Source organism: Lacunimicrobium album, from assembly GCF_052161635.1.
In the GTDB taxonomy this organism is placed as follows: Bacteria; Planctomycetota; Planctomycetia; order Planctomycetales; family Planctomycetaceae; genus SXPC01.
In genome coordinates this window covers 3,452,965-3,467,966 of the sequence record NZ_CP197413.1, presented here as the reverse complement: position 1 = coordinate 3,467,966, position 15,002 = coordinate 3,452,965, and the positions used below count along the sequence as shown (strand labels likewise).

Annotated in this window: 14 protein-coding genes and 1 pseudogene; 5 read left to right on the top strand and 10 right to left on the bottom strand. The window is 55.3% G+C overall.

Annotated elements, in window-relative coordinates:
* Nucleotides 1-69: 69 nt before the first annotated feature.
* Complete coding sequence (gene accD / locus SH248x_RS13715; RefSeq protein ID WP_459558616.1) at nucleotides 70-927, bottom strand: acetyl-CoA carboxylase carboxyltransferase subunit beta; 858 nt, start codon at nucleotides 925-927, stop codon at nucleotides 70-72.
* A 145-nt stretch (nucleotides 928-1,072) separates the two neighbouring features.
* The gene (locus SH248x_RS13710) at nucleotides 1,073-2,377 is read right to left on the bottom strand and encodes a hemolysin family protein (RefSeq protein ID WP_459554846.1); all 1,305 of its coding nucleotides are present in this window, start codon (nucleotides 2,375-2,377) and stop codon (nucleotides 1,073-1,075) included.
* A 180-nt stretch (nucleotides 2,378-2,557) separates the two neighbouring features.
* Here SH248x_RS13710 and SH248x_RS13705 point away from each other — a divergent pair, with 180 nt between their 5' ends.
* Nucleotides 2,558-3,157 carry a Uma2 family endonuclease gene (locus SH248x_RS13705; protein WP_459554845.1) on the top strand — a complete coding sequence of 200 codons (600 nt, stop codon included), beginning with the start codon at nucleotides 2,558-2,560 and terminating at the stop codon, nucleotides 3,155-3,157.
* 412 nt (nucleotides 3,158-3,569) lie between these two features.
* On the opposite strand, the gene SH248x_RS13700 is transcribed toward SH248x_RS13705, so the two are convergent.
* The 3 genes and pseudogenes from SH248x_RS13700 to SH248x_RS13690 all read right to left on the bottom strand — a co-directional run bounded on the left by SH248x_RS13700 (nucleotide 3,570) and on the right by SH248x_RS13690 (nucleotide 4,661).
* Nucleotides 3,570-3,740 (bottom strand): hypothetical protein, encoded by a 171-nt coding sequence (locus SH248x_RS13700; RefSeq protein WP_459558636.1) that lies wholly within the window; start codon nucleotides 3,738-3,740, stop codon nucleotides 3,570-3,572.
* Nucleotides 3,741-3,762: 22 nt separating this feature from the next.
* Nucleotides 3,763-4,032, bottom strand: a pseudogene (locus SH248x_RS13695) (HEAT repeat domain-containing protein); the annotation flags it as partial.
* Nucleotides 4,032-4,661, bottom strand: a complete 630-nt coding sequence (locus tag SH248x_RS13690; protein ID WP_459558635.1) for a hypothetical protein — start codon at nucleotides 4,659-4,661, stop codon at nucleotides 4,032-4,034. The pseudogene SH248x_RS13695 and the gene SH248x_RS13690, both read right to left, overlap by 1 nt.
* An 834-nt stretch (nucleotides 4,662-5,495) precedes the next feature.
* On the opposite strand from SH248x_RS13690, the gene SH248x_RS13685 reads away from it, so the two are divergent.
* From SH248x_RS13685 to SH248x_RS13670, 4 genes are all read left to right on the top strand, one after another.
* Nucleotides 5,496-6,161: a histidine phosphatase family protein gene (locus SH248x_RS13685; protein ID WP_459554844.1), complete on the top strand. Its 666-nt coding sequence runs from the start codon at nucleotides 5,496-5,498 to the stop codon at nucleotides 6,159-6,161.
* Nucleotides 6,162-6,408: 247 nt separating this feature from the next.
* Nucleotides 6,409-7,398 (top strand): adenosine kinase, encoded by a 990-nt coding sequence (locus SH248x_RS13680; RefSeq protein ID WP_459554843.1) that lies wholly within the window; start codon nucleotides 6,409-6,411, stop codon nucleotides 7,396-7,398.
* 120 nt (nucleotides 7,399-7,518) lie between these two features.
* Entirely contained in the window at nucleotides 7,519-7,878 is a 360-nt protein-coding gene (locus SH248x_RS13675; protein ID WP_459554842.1) for a DNA polymerase ligase N-terminal domain-containing protein, read from the top strand.
* Nucleotides 7,879-8,106: 228 nt separating this feature from the next.
* Complete coding sequence (locus SH248x_RS13670) at nucleotides 8,107-8,235, top strand: hypothetical protein (protein WP_459554841.1); 129 nt, start codon at nucleotides 8,107-8,109, stop codon at nucleotides 8,233-8,235.
* Between the two features lie 81 nt (nucleotides 8,236-8,316).
* Here the strand turns inward: SH248x_RS13670 and SH248x_RS13665 are convergent, their stop codons facing one another.
* The 5 genes from SH248x_RS13665 to SH248x_RS13645 all read right to left on the bottom strand — a co-directional run bounded on the left by SH248x_RS13665 (nucleotide 8,317) and on the right by SH248x_RS13645 (nucleotide 14,556).
* A complete protein-coding gene (locus SH248x_RS13665) occupies nucleotides 8,317-9,252 on the bottom strand; it encodes a class I SAM-dependent methyltransferase (protein WP_459554840.1) in 936 nt (311 codons plus the stop codon).
* A 361-nt stretch (nucleotides 9,253-9,613) separates the two neighbouring features.
* Entirely contained in the window at nucleotides 9,614-10,663 is a 1,050-nt protein-coding gene (locus SH248x_RS13660) for an SMP-30/gluconolactonase/LRE family protein (RefSeq protein ID WP_459554839.1), read from the bottom strand.
* Nucleotides 10,664-10,730: 67 nt separating this feature from the next.
* Nucleotides 10,731-12,257, bottom strand: a complete 1,527-nt coding sequence (locus SH248x_RS13655) for a GntP family permease (RefSeq protein WP_459554838.1) — start codon at nucleotides 12,255-12,257, stop codon at nucleotides 10,731-10,733.
* A 180-nt stretch (nucleotides 12,258-12,437) separates the two neighbouring features.
* Nucleotides 12,438-14,225: a L,D-transpeptidase family protein gene (locus SH248x_RS13650; protein ID WP_459554837.1), complete on the bottom strand. Its 1,788-nt coding sequence runs from the start codon at nucleotides 14,223-14,225 to the stop codon at nucleotides 12,438-12,440.
* Between the two features lie 70 nt (nucleotides 14,226-14,295).
* Complete coding sequence (locus SH248x_RS13645) at nucleotides 14,296-14,556, bottom strand: hypothetical protein (protein WP_459554836.1); 261 nt, start codon at nucleotides 14,554-14,556, stop codon at nucleotides 14,296-14,298.
* Nucleotides 14,557-15,002: the final 446 nt, after the last annotated feature.

Below are 15,002 nucleotides of genomic sequence, written 5' to 3'. Positions count from 1 at the left end.
AGCCGTGTCGAGTGGATATGATGCCCCAAAACCAAATCCCACGGCCGACACGGCCGTGCCACGCAAAAACTACTTCGTGCAGTAGTCGATGATGCGCGAGATCTCCATCCGCAAATCGGGACGGGCGACGATACGATCGACGAAGCCGTGTTCCAGCAGGAATTCGCTCGTCTGGAAATTCTCGGGCAGAGGCTTCTTAACAGTCGCCTGGACCACGCGAGGCCCTGCAAAGCCGACGAGCGCCTTGGGTTCTGCGATCGTGATATCACCCAGCGATGCAAAGGAAGCAGCGACACCACCCATCGTCGGGTTGGTCAGGATGGAAATGAACAATCCACCTTCTTTATGGAACTCACCAAGCGCCATCGAGACCTTACCCATCTGCATCAGCGAGAGAATTCCCTCGTGCATCCGAGCACCGCCGCCAGAACCGGAGACGATCACCAGTGGCAGCTTGAGTCGAGTTGCCTCTTCGATCGCGCGTGTCAGCTTCTCGCCGACGACGGATCCCATGCTTCCCATGATGAAGGCGGAGTCAGTCAGACCAAAGACCAGCGGACGACCGCGCAGGTAACCCTTGCCGACGATACAGGCTTCCGTCAGTCCTGTCTTCTTCTGCTCGGCGACGAGCCGCTCTTTATAGGGCTTGCTGTCTGAAAATTCGAGCGGGTCGGACGGCAGCAGATTGGCGAACCATTCTTCAAACGTCCCTTCATCGATCAGCTGCGCAATGCGAACGCGTCCGGGCACGATAAAGTGGTGCTGGCATTCAGGGCACAGGTAAAGTCCCTGCTCCATCCGCTTGCGGTAAACGGTCTTGCTGCAGGCCGGGCAGAGAATCCACAACCCCTCGGGCACACCCTTCTTACGCGGGACACGAGACGAATCTTCGGGTTCCGGTGCATCAGGCGGAATGGCAGGCGTCATAGGCAGATTGGCTGTGGACATGAGTATTCGTGGTTCTGCGAAAATAACAATTTGATCAACAGGCCAGAATTATAAGCAGGACCAATCCAAGCTGAAAAGAGACAACGACAGATCGGCAGGAATCGATATCAGATCCGGCCGTCCATCAAGTCTCCGTCGGCTCGGGAATCTGGGCGATCAGGATCTTGTCGATGCGCCGATTATCGAGGTCGACGACCTCAAATCGATAGCCGTATCGTTCGAAGAAATCACCGACTTGCGGGGCTTTTTCCAGGGAATGCAGCAGGAAGCCAGCGATCGTTTCGTAATCGCTTTCCGCGCTGATTTCTTCCAGTCCAATGGTCAGGTGAATTTCGTGAATCGATGTCGACCCGTCTACCAGCCAGGAACCGTCTGCACGTTGGACAATCAGGGGCTCGTCGTCCGCATCGTAGTTGGAAGGAAGGGTTCCGACGATGGCTTCCAGCACATCGGAATCGGTCACGATCCCAACGTGATCGCCGTATTCATCAAGGACGACGATCAGGTGAGTCGCTGCGGTCTTGAAATGCTCCAGCGCAGCCAGACAGCCGACGGTCTCAGGCAGCATGATGACGGGACGAATGAAGTCTTTAAACGACGGAAGATCAGGGGTCGTCAAAGCGGCTTCGAGAAGTTGTTTCGCGACGAGCAAGCCAATCACATGCCCGGTTGACCGCTCAATGACCGGGTAGCGTCCATGGTCCTGATCGCGAATCTTCTGCATGGTCATGTCAATGGGGTCATCATCGTACAGAAATGTGACCTCAGTGCGGTGCGTCATGATCGAACGCAGATCGCGATCACCCAGGCGAATGATCCGCTGAAACATCTGGTGTTCCGACTTCTCAATCGCCCCGCTGGCTTCTCCTTCGGCTAAGACGGCTTTGACTTCCGCTTCCGTGACCGATTCAGAGATCGGCGGAATTCGCAGGATGAAAAAGAAAAAGCGTGCCGAGTAATCCAGCCCAATGACGACGGGGCTGGCCAGCATCGAGAGAACTTTCATCGGCGGCGCGACAATCATCGCCAGCGATTCGGAGTAGCGGAGCGCCAGCTGTTTGGGAATGAGCTCTCCAAACACGACGGACATATACGTGATCCCGATGACAACCAGCGTCATCGCGACCGTATTCCCGTAGGGGTGAATCCAGGACACGTTATTGAGGATCGGACCCAGTTCGTCCGTGATCTCGGCTCCGCCATATGCACCAGCCAGGGTTCCAACGAGCGTAATGCCGACCTGAACCGTCGACAGGAATTTCCCGGAATCTTCCGCCAGTCCGAGCGCGGTCTGGGCGGCAAGCTTGCCTTGTTTGGCCAGTTGTCTGAGCAAATGCTTGCTGGCCGAAACGATCGCCAGTTCGGAAAGAGCGAAAAAAGCATTCAGCATTAACAGAATGAGAATGATTACGATCTGAACAGTGATCATGTAAGTTTTTACGTTAGAGTAACAAGCGCCATCGAGAGTGACTTGAGTGTAGTGGGAACAAGGCGGTCGTTACAACGTCGATTAGCGTCTGAAAGATTTTCCGCAGCGACGTAATTTCACACAAAGCGTGTATTCAGTCCATTTGAGTCTGCTTTAGAATAGTGATGTGGAGGAACTGAAATGGTAGCGATGATCAACGACTCGATGCTGGAAGAACGGCTGATCCGTGAGCGTCAGGAGAATGGATCAGATCGATATGACGAGGTCTGGGAGGGCGTTTACATGATGTCGCCAATTGCGAATAACGAACATCAGTATCTAGCACTTGAAATTGCAGGGGTGCTTCGCGAACTACGGCAAAAGGGTGATCGCATCTATGCGGGCCTGAATGTCTCTGATCGTGAGAATTGGACATTCAACTTCCGCGTGCCTGATGTTGCTGTTTACTTGAAAGGCAATCCGGCAGAAGACCGGAAAACATTCATGCTCGGCGGTCCAGATCTCGCGGTTGAGATCGTATCAAAAGGCGATCGGACGTTTGAGAAAATTGATTTCTATGCCAGCGTCAAGACAAAAGAACTTCTCATCCTGAATCGACAGCCGTGGGAGTTCGAGCTTTATCGGCATGATGGACGATCGCTGGTTCTGTCTGGAAGAACATCAGCAGGCGATGGCGGCTTTGTTTCTACCGAGACAATTCCGTTGAATTGGCAGATGCTTCCCGGCGAAGATCGGCCAGAACTTCATTTGTCGAACTCAAATAGTCGTTGGACAATTTGATCGCCCTGACCAATCCGCTGTTCCGCATTGCGCACATGGATGACGACTCGATGTTGATTTTCTTATCTTCCTCTTAGGCCTGAAGGGCCGTTATCAGTCAGCCCAGGATGAAATCCTGGGTTAGCGATGGTCAAGAAATCTCTTCCGTCCTGTAGGGACGGCTCACCATGAATCCCACGATGAACCCACCCTTTCAGGGTGGTGCTCTTTCAACGTTCTCCTTAACCCAGGATTTCATCCTGGGCTGGTAGAAATCGTCCCTTCAGGACGAGGAGAAGCTGAGTACCGAACAACAAAAAACCCTTTGAGGACAAGCCTCAAAGGGTTTCGGAGACAACGAATTCTTATTGAATCGCTTCTTTTTCAAGTCGCGACTCAGGTGTTAACTAGTTGGCCATACCGAACAGGTTGCTCAGGCTGCTTTGAGAAGCAACTGGTTGAGCAACTGATGAGTTGTGCAGACGAGCTGGGAAGTAAGAAGCGTTGCATCCAGCAGCTGGGGCAGCACAAGCTGGATCGCAAGGAGCAGCACAGGCTGGCTCTTCGCAGCAGGTTTCTTCGCAGCAGCCGTCGACGATGTCATAACCGCACAGTTTCAGAGCACGCTCAGCTTGGCGGCGAACACTACGATCGCAGTCAGCCAGGGTGCAAGTCAGTGCAGAAACAACTTCTGGAGTGCAGCAGCAACCGTACTTGCGGGTCTGATCGCCGAGTTCGTCAGCAGCTTGACGACGGACGCGGTGGTCAGCATCGTTCAGAGCATAGACGAAAGCAGTGATGATCTCTGGATTGCATTTGCAGTTGTACTTGTCACCGATTTTGTCGATGGCTTTAGCACGGTCTTTTGCATAGCAAGCAGTTTGAGATTCGTAGATCAGGCAAGCAAGTTTGCAAGGATCATATTTTGCACATGGATCTTCGCAGCAGCTATCGACGCACTCGTCGCCGCAAGCGGCAGGAGCAGCACAAGCTGGGTCGCATGGAGCGGCACAGCCTGGATCTTCGCAGCAAGGAGCAGCAGGAGCGGCACAACCTGGATCTTCGCAGCATGGGTCTTCACAGCAGTCGTTACCGCAGCCGTGTCCGAGTCCATGTCCGAATTTCTTGAACAGGCCACCCTTGAACCACTTCTTACCGCCGCACAGACCCTTGTGGCAGCTTGGTGCACAAACTGGAGCTGTGCAAGCTGATTCGCAAGGAGCAGCACAAGCTGGATCGCATGGGGCCTGGCAACCTGGGTCGCAAGGTGCTGCACAACCTGGGTCTTCGCAGCATGGATCAGCTGGTGCAGCACAACCTGGGTCGGTGCAGCACTTGTTTGCTGGGGTACAGCAGGTTGCTGGGCAACCGTTGTCGCAGCAAGGTGGTTTGATGTTTGAGCAAGCTCGTTGGTAGGTGTAGATGTTCGGTCCGCAAGGACGAACAATGACTGGCTTACAGCAAGCTGGTGCACAGTCATCGCTACAACCGCAAGATTTCTCGGCACCACATCCGTGGTTGCCAAACAGACCAGCTTGTGCCTGGATGCTCATTGCCAGGACAGCGGCCATCGTCAAGATAGACTTGAACATGGTCATGACTTCGTGTCTCCTTCCCTAGGAATTCGTTGGCCATCTTCGACGCGGACCGACAACATGAGTCGGTCCGAAAATTGACACTGCCATTGGAACCTCCGTGTTCGCGAGCGGACCGTCCAGTGGTCGTCTTCATCGTCGAGATCAGGCGTGTGACCTCTTGTTACGTTCTCTCTGATTGGTTCCGTGGTTCGCGGCGGCCAGTGACTTGATCCTTGCAGGCTTTGTTGACCAATGGTCACCTGCGACGATCGAATCACCTTTACGTCCCTTACTTGTGATAAGGAACGAGACGCTTAGTCCGGCGAAACCAGTCAGAACGATTGTCAGACTCTGCGTAGTTCTATCGGACCTGCTGGAGACGCCCTTGAAAGCACTGGGCGGCTAATCGTCACGATTGATACCGCCTTCAAAGCAGCTTCGATGGCAGTCTGTAACGGTTGTGATGGTGGTATCTTTCGTAAGGGGTGCATCCTGATTACAACCGCTACAACTTCACATCCCGCCGACGATTTGCGTGAAGCTGGTGAAGCTGAGAAAAGATTTCCGGACTTGCGTGTTGTAAGAATCATGCACGACTTGCCGTCCGCCGCTTGCAAGAATTACCAGCCGTCTGCTGCATCGCCTGCTAAACTTTAACGGTTATAACGACGATCGCTTTGCGGAGTTGATGACAGGCTCCGCTCGATCCCCTATGCTGCGCTCAACGAGCCTGTGTTTTTCTACGAATACTCGATTTTTTTCTCGCCGCTTCAGGACGAACTATGAGTGATGACTCTCACCCATCAACAACAATCTATCTCCTCCGCCACGGTGCCACCGCTGCCAACCTGATGAAGCCCTACATCCTGCAGGGGCGTGGTATTAACAAAGGCCTCGCGGAAGAAGGCATCCAGCAGGCCCAGGCAGCGCGCGACTTTCTGAAGTCGACCAGACTCGACGCGGCTTACTGCAGCCCGATGGTCCGCGCTTGTGAAACGGCAAATATCATCTGCCAGCCCCATCAACTTTCCCCACTCGTGCTCCACGAACTGATCGAAGGAGACGTCGGCGACTGGGAAGGGCTCTCCTGGGACATCATTCATCGCGACCATTCCGAGAACTGCCAGAAATATCTCGCCCAGCCCGGCACCTGCCCGTACCCCAACGGCGAATCGTATGTTGATGTCGTCGAACGAGTTCTCCCTGCACTGCAGAGAGTCGCTGAACGACACGCAGGCCAGAAACTCCTCGTCGTCGCCCACAACATCGTCAACCGGGCCCTGCTCGCCACCATCATGCGGATGAACATCAACGACGCCAAAGACCTCAAGCAATCCAACTGCGGCATCAACGTCCTCAAAGTCAAAAACGGCAAGTTCGAAGTCCTCACCGTCAACGCCGCGTTCCACCTCGATACGATCACCCCCGCCACCAGCGTCATCGGGTAACTTTTAGCTCATTGTTTCCTGAATCGGGGTAGTCCGGGTTGTCCCCAACCCGGACGGCGAAGCCGCAAGAAACACGTCGAGCGCGCATTGGACGTCCATTCCCGTGTTTCTCTCGTGCCGAAGCGGCACGCCCGGGTAAGGACAACCCGGGCTACCCAATTCACGACTCCATTCGGTTGCGTCGCCTCTCGCCCGCTGCTCTACTGCACCTATCCAATTAACTGTCTTCTCGAAAGCATTTTTCACTATGGTTTACGATGTCATCGGTGTCGGTAACTCGCTGGTTGATATTCAGGCCCGCGTCTCGGAAGAAGTTCTCGCCAAAATCGGCTTCGATAAAGGGATCATGACCCTCGTCGACGAAGCCACACAACTGAAAGTCCTCGCTGGCCTGGAAGACATCGAAATCACCCGTTGTGCAGGCGGTTCCGCAGCGAACACTATTATGGGCGTCGCCGACTTCGGCGGGAAAGCGGTCTACGTCGGCAAGACCGGCAACGACGACATCGGCAACTTCTTCCTGGGCGACATGCGCAAAGGCGGCGTCCATATCGAAGTCCCCCCCGCTGACGGCCAGTCTGGCACCTGCGTCATTCTCATCACCGACGACGCCCAGCGCACCATGCTCACCAACCTCGCCGTCTCCTCGACACTCGGCCCAGCCGACATCGTCGAAGACCAGATCGCGATGGCCAAATACGTCTACATCGAAGGCTACCTCTTCACCGGCGAATCGACCAAAGCCGCTGCTTACCGCGCCATCGAACTCGCCAAGAAGAACAACGTCAAAGTCGCGCTCACTGTCTCTGACCCTTTCCTCATCAACCTGTTCCGCGACGAGTTCTGGGATCTGATCCGCGGCCCGGTCGATCTTTTGTTCTGTAACCTCGAAGAAGCCCGCAGCCTGACCGGCAAGCACGACGCCATTGAATGTGCCCAGGCCATCCATGAGCACGCTGAGAACGTCGCGCTGACCCTCGGCGGCGACGGCTCCATCCTCATGCATGAATCTCAGGTCATCCCGATCGAGCCCGTCAAAATCAAAGCCATCGACACCACCGGGGCAGGGGACATGTACGCCGCTGGCATCCTCTACGGCATCACCAACGGCCTCACCTGGCGCCAATCTGGCCACCTCGCCTCCCACGCCGCCGCCCGCATCGTCAGCCAACTCGGCGCCCGCTTGCAAGTCCCATTCACCGCTGAAGAAATCTCAACTCTGGTCCGCGAATCATAACCTCTTAGGCGAGCGGGCGGGAGCAAGGAGGCCGCTCGCCGATAAGGCGAGATTAAGGCTGACGCGGTAGTCTTCTTCAGGAAATAACCCCCTGTGCCTTCATCTTTGCGAAACCCGAACATGCCCCGTTACGTCATCCTCGTCCACGACAAGCCCACGATCCATTGGGACCTGATGCTCGAAGCGGGCGATGTCCTCAAGACCTGGCGTCTGCTCGTCGAGCCGACGTTTGAAGAACTCCTGCGCGGCCCGGTCGCGGCTGAAGAAATCGACGACCACCGCCCCGCCTACCTCGACTACGAAGGCCCCGTCTCGGGCGACCGGGGCAGCGTCATCCGCTTCGACCAGGGGACCTTCGACGCCCAACGTGTCACCGACCTCTGGCACCTCCACCTTCGCGGCAAACACCTCCTCGGCCACTACACCCTCCGAAGAGAAGACGGCTTACGCTGGACCCTCGAACGCGCTGAAAACCAATAGCCACCCAACGTGTGCCACGGCTGTGTCAGCCGTGCCGAACGTTCAACAACACGTCCAATTCCATGCACCTCTTTCGTTGCACACATGGATGACGACTCGATATTGATTTTCACATCTTCCTCTCAGGCCTGATGGGCCGTCATCAGTCAGCCCAGGATGAAATCCTGGGTTAGCGATGGTCAAGAAATCTCTTCCGTCCTGTAGAGACGGCTCACCATGAACCCCACGATGAACCCACCCCTTCAGGGTGGTGATCTTTCAACGTTCTCCTTAACCCAGGATTTCATCCTGGGCTGGCAGAAACCGTCCCTTCAGGACGAAGAGCACGACGCCATCAATGCCCTGTTCACAGCTTGAATTTCGCAACACACTGCGTTGTCGGCTCGCGACGGAGCGTATGGCGGTGGCTCACCCAGAGTTTCGTTCTTCCGATAGTGCCTACCCTCGGATCCCCGTCACATTCACCCCGCTGCCAATCAACAAGTTATTCCGATACGCCCAATGATAAACCGTCCCTGACTTCTCAGGCGGCAATACCTTCAAGTCGGTAAATCCCGCCTCTTTGAACCAGCTTAAAAGCTCTGCTTCTGTGTGGTGATACTGGTACTGCGGGGCGTACCAGTCGAACGTATCACACACGCGATTTTCATAATCCGGATGCGCGCTGAAGTTCACGACCTTATTGAGCGTCTGCTTGATCACCGGAATCCCGCCGAGGGTCGCGCCGAACTTGCACCAGGGCTCTAGTTGCTTGGGGTCCATCTTCGTCGTCCGAGCACGCAGACGATTGTTGATCCATTCCTGCCACACCTGATTGCGTCGATACAACCACACCGAGTAACGTCCCCCCGGCTTGACGAACTTCGCGACCGAGTCGAAGACCGTCTTCGTATCGGCATCATGATGCATGACCCCAATCGAGAAGACGAAGTCGAAACTCCCCGGTGCAAACGGCAGATGCTTCAGATCCCCTTGTATCAACCGAATGTTCGGCAGCCCGGCACACAGCTTCAGTGCTTTATCAACGGCTCGCGTATGATCCACGCCCGTCACTATCCCGCCCGCTTCCGAGACGACTTTGCAATAACGCCCCCCGCCGCACCCCGCATCGAGAATCTGCTTGCCGCTCAGTTCAGACAACGAGATCCCCGTCTTCGCCTGAAACGTCTTCCGATCTTCCTCGTCATGCGCAACATCGTAGGTCGTCCATTGAAGCCCGAACGAATCGAGATGGTCATCATGGACAAAACGAGGAATCCCATGTCGAACCGGAATCCAGGCCGTCTGTGCCTCGTTCACCAACTGCGTCCCATCGGGCGATGGGGAAAGCGGATCACCTGACAGCGGTTCAACAAGCGGCGGGAATTGAGACATAAATGAGACAGCTCTGCATGGTCGAGTGGAAAATGTCGTCCCCCCATCGTACCACGTTTTCCCGTTTGATCACGCCTCCAACGAGTTGTTCCCGTGAATCAGGATCGTCCGGGTTGTCCCCAACCCGGACGGCGAAGCCGCAAGAAGCACGGAGCCAGCTAGTTCGACATCAGGAAAAGAACGGGAGGGCGAGGCTCCGTCCGAGCCGCTTCTTTGCGCTGCGAAACTTCAACTATGTTAGGGACTTCGATGGCTTCGACTGTTTCCCATTCCGGTGCAGGAAGTGATGCCAATCAACTGATTGACGGTTGCAACGCGGGACAGCGGCTCGGACGGAGCCTCGCCCTCCCGGGGGCAATTCTCACTTCCAGCGCTGCCCTTTGGTCTTCGTCTGGATGCGGCAAATATAGGTATCCGCGGTGATATATAGGACGCTGCCATCCTTCCCGCCGAAGGTGCAGTTGGACGTGTGCTCGCCCGTTTCAATGCGTCCCAGCAGCTTCCCTTCAGGAGAGATCATCCAGACTCCGCCAGGACCTGACGAGAAGATCGTTCCATCAGCCGCGACATCGAGCCCGTCCGGTGCGCCCGGCAATTTGACGCCCGTCTCATTCGCAGCCAGCAAGACCCGACTCTTCTCAACCGTCCCGTCTGCCTTAATATCAAAGGCCTTCCACAGCGGCTGCGTTCCGCTCGACTGAGCCACATACAGCGTCTTCTGATCCGGCGATAAACCAATCCCGTTCGGTGCTTCGAATTCTTCCGTCAGCAGCACACAACTGCGATCTGGACGAATCAGGTACACGCCGCAGTAAGAGGTCTCGCGAGAGGGATCTTTGAACCCCTGAGGCAGTCCATACGCAGGATCGGTGAAGTAGATGTTCCCATTGGAGGCAACGACGACATCGTTCGGACTGTTGAACCGCTTGCCATCACATCGGTCTGCCAGCGTCATCTTCCCGCCACCTTTAGACAGCACGGAGACCCGTCGATCACCATGCTCACAGAAGACGATGCGCCCCTCGGTATCGAGCGTCAGCCCGTTCGAGCCAGATTCCTTGCTGTAACCGGCAGGTCCCGTAAATCCGGACGGATTCATCCAGGGCTTGGCACCGACTCCTTCGACCCACTTGAAGATCGTATTCTGAGGGACGTCCGAAAACAGCAGATACCCGCCAAACTTGTTGGAATCATCATTGATCCACAGCGGCCCTTCCGACCAGACATACCCCGACGAAATCACCTGCAGCTTGGCCGACTCATCCAGCACCTTCGACATCGCAGGATCATGCGAAATGATCTTTCCCATCGTCGGGAAATTCAGAGAGTCCTGAGCCATCAGCGTCGAGCTGGTCAAAACAGCGACCGCGAGAATCAGTACCGTCGGCAGCGTCATCAAAGTCTTGAGCATGGATGTGTTTCCTGTGAGGTCAAAAGCATGAATCAAAGACAGCAATGGTTTTGAAAACACCAATGTTTTACGGGCCAGTCGGAGGCAATGGCAGATCCATTGGCAGGATTTGCGAGAAAACCAACGTTGAAATGAATGCAGCAATCCCGACCGTTGCCAGACAGGGCGTCCAGCTCTTCAGACCCTGAGCTTCCGTAACGCCACCCATCTTCGTGAAGACCCAGAATCCCGAGTCATTCATCCACGAACCAACGAGCGCCCCTGCACCGATCGAGAGGGCAATGTAAACCGGGTGGAACGGGAGATCCAGATTCTGCATCATCGCTGCCATCATCCCGGCTGTGATAATAATCGCCGTCGTGCTGGAGCCCTGGGCGATTTTAATGATTGATGACAATCCAAACGCGGCGAAGATCAATGCTCCACTAGGGAACTGCTGCTCCACAAAGATCGCTTCAATCGCCTGCCCGACGCCTGCCACCCGCAACATGGCTCCAAAGGCAGAGCCAGCAGCAGTGATGAGGATAATCATCCCGCCCGACGTCAACGCGTCTTCCACCATCTTCTCGGCATGCGCCCGAGGACGCTTCGTTTTGACGTGATAAACCAGCATCACAATCCCGGTCGACAACAGCAGGGCGAAGTTCGCATCTCCAAAGAACTTGATCCACCCCAGGATCTGACGATCATAAGCGACTTCAGCTGTCGATAGTTGAATCGTGCTGCCATCCTTCTTCACGACATCCACCATGTCGGTCGTGTTGCCCAGGCCGATCGATTGCGTCCAGCCCACGAACTGCGTCCGGTAAGCAGGAATATCATCAAGGGATTCGACCAGCGATTGAAACCCGATCAAAAACACGGGGAGAAAAATCGGCAGGACCGAAACGAAAAGCCCGGGCAGTCGTTTGTCATCATCCACAATCGGGGCCAGCTTGGGATCATCAATCTCAGCTTGGATCGTGTGAACGTCGGGCTTGATATCGAACTTCGGACCAGCGATCGCTGCAAATAAATAACCTGCGATGGCAGCAGGAATTGTCACGATGATACCCATGATGATCATCGTTCCAAGATTCACACCCAGGATTTCAGCGGCCAGCAAAGGTCCTGGAGTTGGCGGGACCAGGCAGTGTGTTAAAACGCCTCCGCCGGTGATCGCGAGCAGGCACTTCATGTAGTCTTTGCGCGTCGAAATGTAGAAAGACCGTGCCAGCGGCACCATCAGATAAAAGACAGTGTCCAGAAAGACAGGGATCGCCAGCACATAACTCGTTCCCAGCAGCGCAATCGGTGCTCGCTTCTGACCAAGAACTTTGACGAAGAATTTGACAATCCGATCCGCTGACCCGCTCTCGAGCATGGCAGCCCCGATGATCGCTGCCAGCGCAATGACGATGCCGATTTTTCCACACGCCGACCCGAACTCCATCGCGACGCGGGCAATTTTCTCAGCCGGCAGTCCAGGCGACAAGACGCTGACAAGGATGGCCGAGATTAGCAACGCCAGAAATGCATTCAGGCGGGCAGCCAGAATCAGAAACAGCACCGTTGCGATGCCGATCGCCATGATCAGAAGCGGAGGGATGTCCATCGAGCAGCTTTCGAGGTGGGCCAATCAGGCATGAGAACGCAATGCGTCATCAAACTATGTTGATTTGCCACCATAACAAAAGCTGTCTCGAATAACAGCGAATACTGAGACTTTTCGCACACCAGTCCGAACTCGAATTCACTCAGAAGTCATAATTCGAACCCTGACAATTGGTTGCATTTACGGGACGATCGTGACTTCCGACCCCACGCCCAGCAGGTCGTACACAATCGAGACATGCTCATTCGTCAGACGGATGCAGCCTTTCGACATCGCTTTGCCGATGGAATCCGGATCAATCGTGCCATGAATCCCGATGCTGTTCCCCAGGTCGATCCAACGCTCGCCCAGTGGATTGGCAGGATCATCCGCGGCAACGACGCCTTCCGGACCATAATAAGTCGGATTGACTTCTTTGTTGATCACAGAGAATGTTCCAGTCGGAGTGCTGTCATTCTTACCGGTTGCGACTGGGAAGCGACACACATAATAGCCATGAGCGTGAATGATCAGCTCGTAGTCGCTCAGATCGACGATGGCTGAGAATGGTCCCTTGATCACTTTCAGACCCGCACCTGCTCGCACCTTCTCAGGTGTGACGCGGTTCAGACGTGCCAGGTACTGCCAGGGAACGTTATAGGTCTTGGCGACTGTCTGCAGAATGTCCCCCTGCTGGACCGTGTAAGGAGCCATGTAGTGCACGGCAGGTGAGAAGTAAATCTTGCGAGACAGTTCGTCGATTTCCTTCTGAACATCAGGACGAGACTGTGGCGTCGACCAATACAGCTCAGACAGCGTTCGCAGACGTTGAACTTCTTCCTGTGGCGTCTTGCGACTCATCATTTCATCGACAGGTGCTTCTTTGCTGCCAGGAACACCAAGGACTTTTTCCATCAGCTGTGTCTGAGTCGGTACTTCCTTCGGCAGGCCGGGAGCAGTCGTCGAGAAGCGAGATTCACTCGTCATCATTGAGGAATTTCCAAACGACGGCTGTGGATTGGCAGGCTGAGAAAACCCGGTCTGCTGAATGCCACTGGCATCCGTTTCCACTTGAGCAAGTTGATTCGTTGCACCGCCGCGATAAGGATCAGCCAGCAGTTGAACGTGATCGCGCTCTGGATTGAACGTCAGCGTGCGAGTGTTCACGTTCGGGGTTTGACCAGGCTTTTCTGAGTAGCCATCAACCTCAGCAGGATTGGCTGGCATCAGTTGAAATTGTCCAGAATGGGGATTGGCAGGCTGAAACGTCGCTACCGAGTTCGCAGCTGCTGGTGACGAAAATCCATCTCCGCCTCGGCTGGCAGTCTGCAGGAAAGCCGCATCGGGAGTTGACTTCATCGTCATGTTGGAAACAGCCGACTCGTCGAGTTGGTTCCAGCCGGCTTCGTTGCGAGGAGCGGGCTGAGCAGGAGCACCCTGGCCCTGGGCAGCGACAAACTCGAACTTGCGTTGCTTGGCTTCGTAGGCAGCAAATGGATCTTGAGCAGTGGGATCGGAAGCTGGTTGCTGATGGGAGGCAACCATCGCCGAACCAAAGGCTGGCTCACTCTGCATCGGGTGAGCGGGCGAAATCTGGTCATCGGTCAATGTCGTCATGGGCGATGGGGTATTCGTCATCACAGCCGGCTGATCAAAGGCGATTTCAACCACACCCTCGGTCTGAACCGGTTCACTTTGTTCGGCTTGCCCCAAAGTCGCGGGGATAAACAACTCATCCAGATTGACGGCAACGTTCGCCGGTTCCGAGGCAGCCATGGGCATCGGCTCAGACTGGCTCTGCTGCAGTTCGGGATTGAAGTCGACAGCAGGCGACTCGGTCGTCAGGGCCGTCTCTTGTGTTTCAACAGCCATCGGCTTGCGATGCGGGATCAGGTCGAAGACCCAGGCAGCAGTCACCGCGCCACACAGAACGCAAACCCAACTGACAGCAGTTGTAGAAAAGGCAGTCGCGCGACGTCCGTATCGCATGGTCAATCGTCCTTGAACAGTCTTCGAGAAGGAAACAGTTACCGAAAAAAGGCGTCTCGAAAGTCGGGTATTAGTCGTGCATCGTACTGACCGGAATCAACGAGCGGCTGTTGGGCAGATCCAGCGCGATGTTTCGTGCGGGCTTGGCCGTGGGCGTTTCCAGTTTCGGTTCAGGGATGGAAAAGTTGTATGAATCGCGTCCGTAATCCGCACCACGGTTGAGTTTGCGCCACTGATACGGGTCCGCATAGTGGGCAATCGTGCTGCAGCCAGTTGATAGCAGCAGCATGGCTGCTAACAACATTCGTGCAGAGGGAGAGGCAGAGGCCATGGTCGGTCGTTCCTTCATCATCCTGATGAACTGGCCTTCCGCGGAGTCGCGAAAAGCAACCTGGACGTGATTTTCGGACCAGACCCACCGCTTCCTGCGCGTGTTTTTGGCCCAAAGAGAGCGGACTTTATCTCAACAGCTTTTTTCTGCCTAGACGAAGCAGACAGGGCCCCGGAAACCAATGTCAACATTACAAGTCACCGTTCTAAACCCGCCGCTCCCCTCGACAAAATCCCAACTTCCTGCACCCGAAATCCCTTCGACATCCGCATCCCGCCCCTCAATTTTGTTAGCATGACTTTCTCGCCTTTGTCCCTTCTCCCTTGAGGGGAGAAGGTGGCGTCGCTTCGACGACGGATGAGGGTGGGCGCTAGGCAACCAACGGCATCCATTGACGACATCCGCTTCAGCATTTCCCGTCCGCAAAACCCACTGCGAAAGTCTCA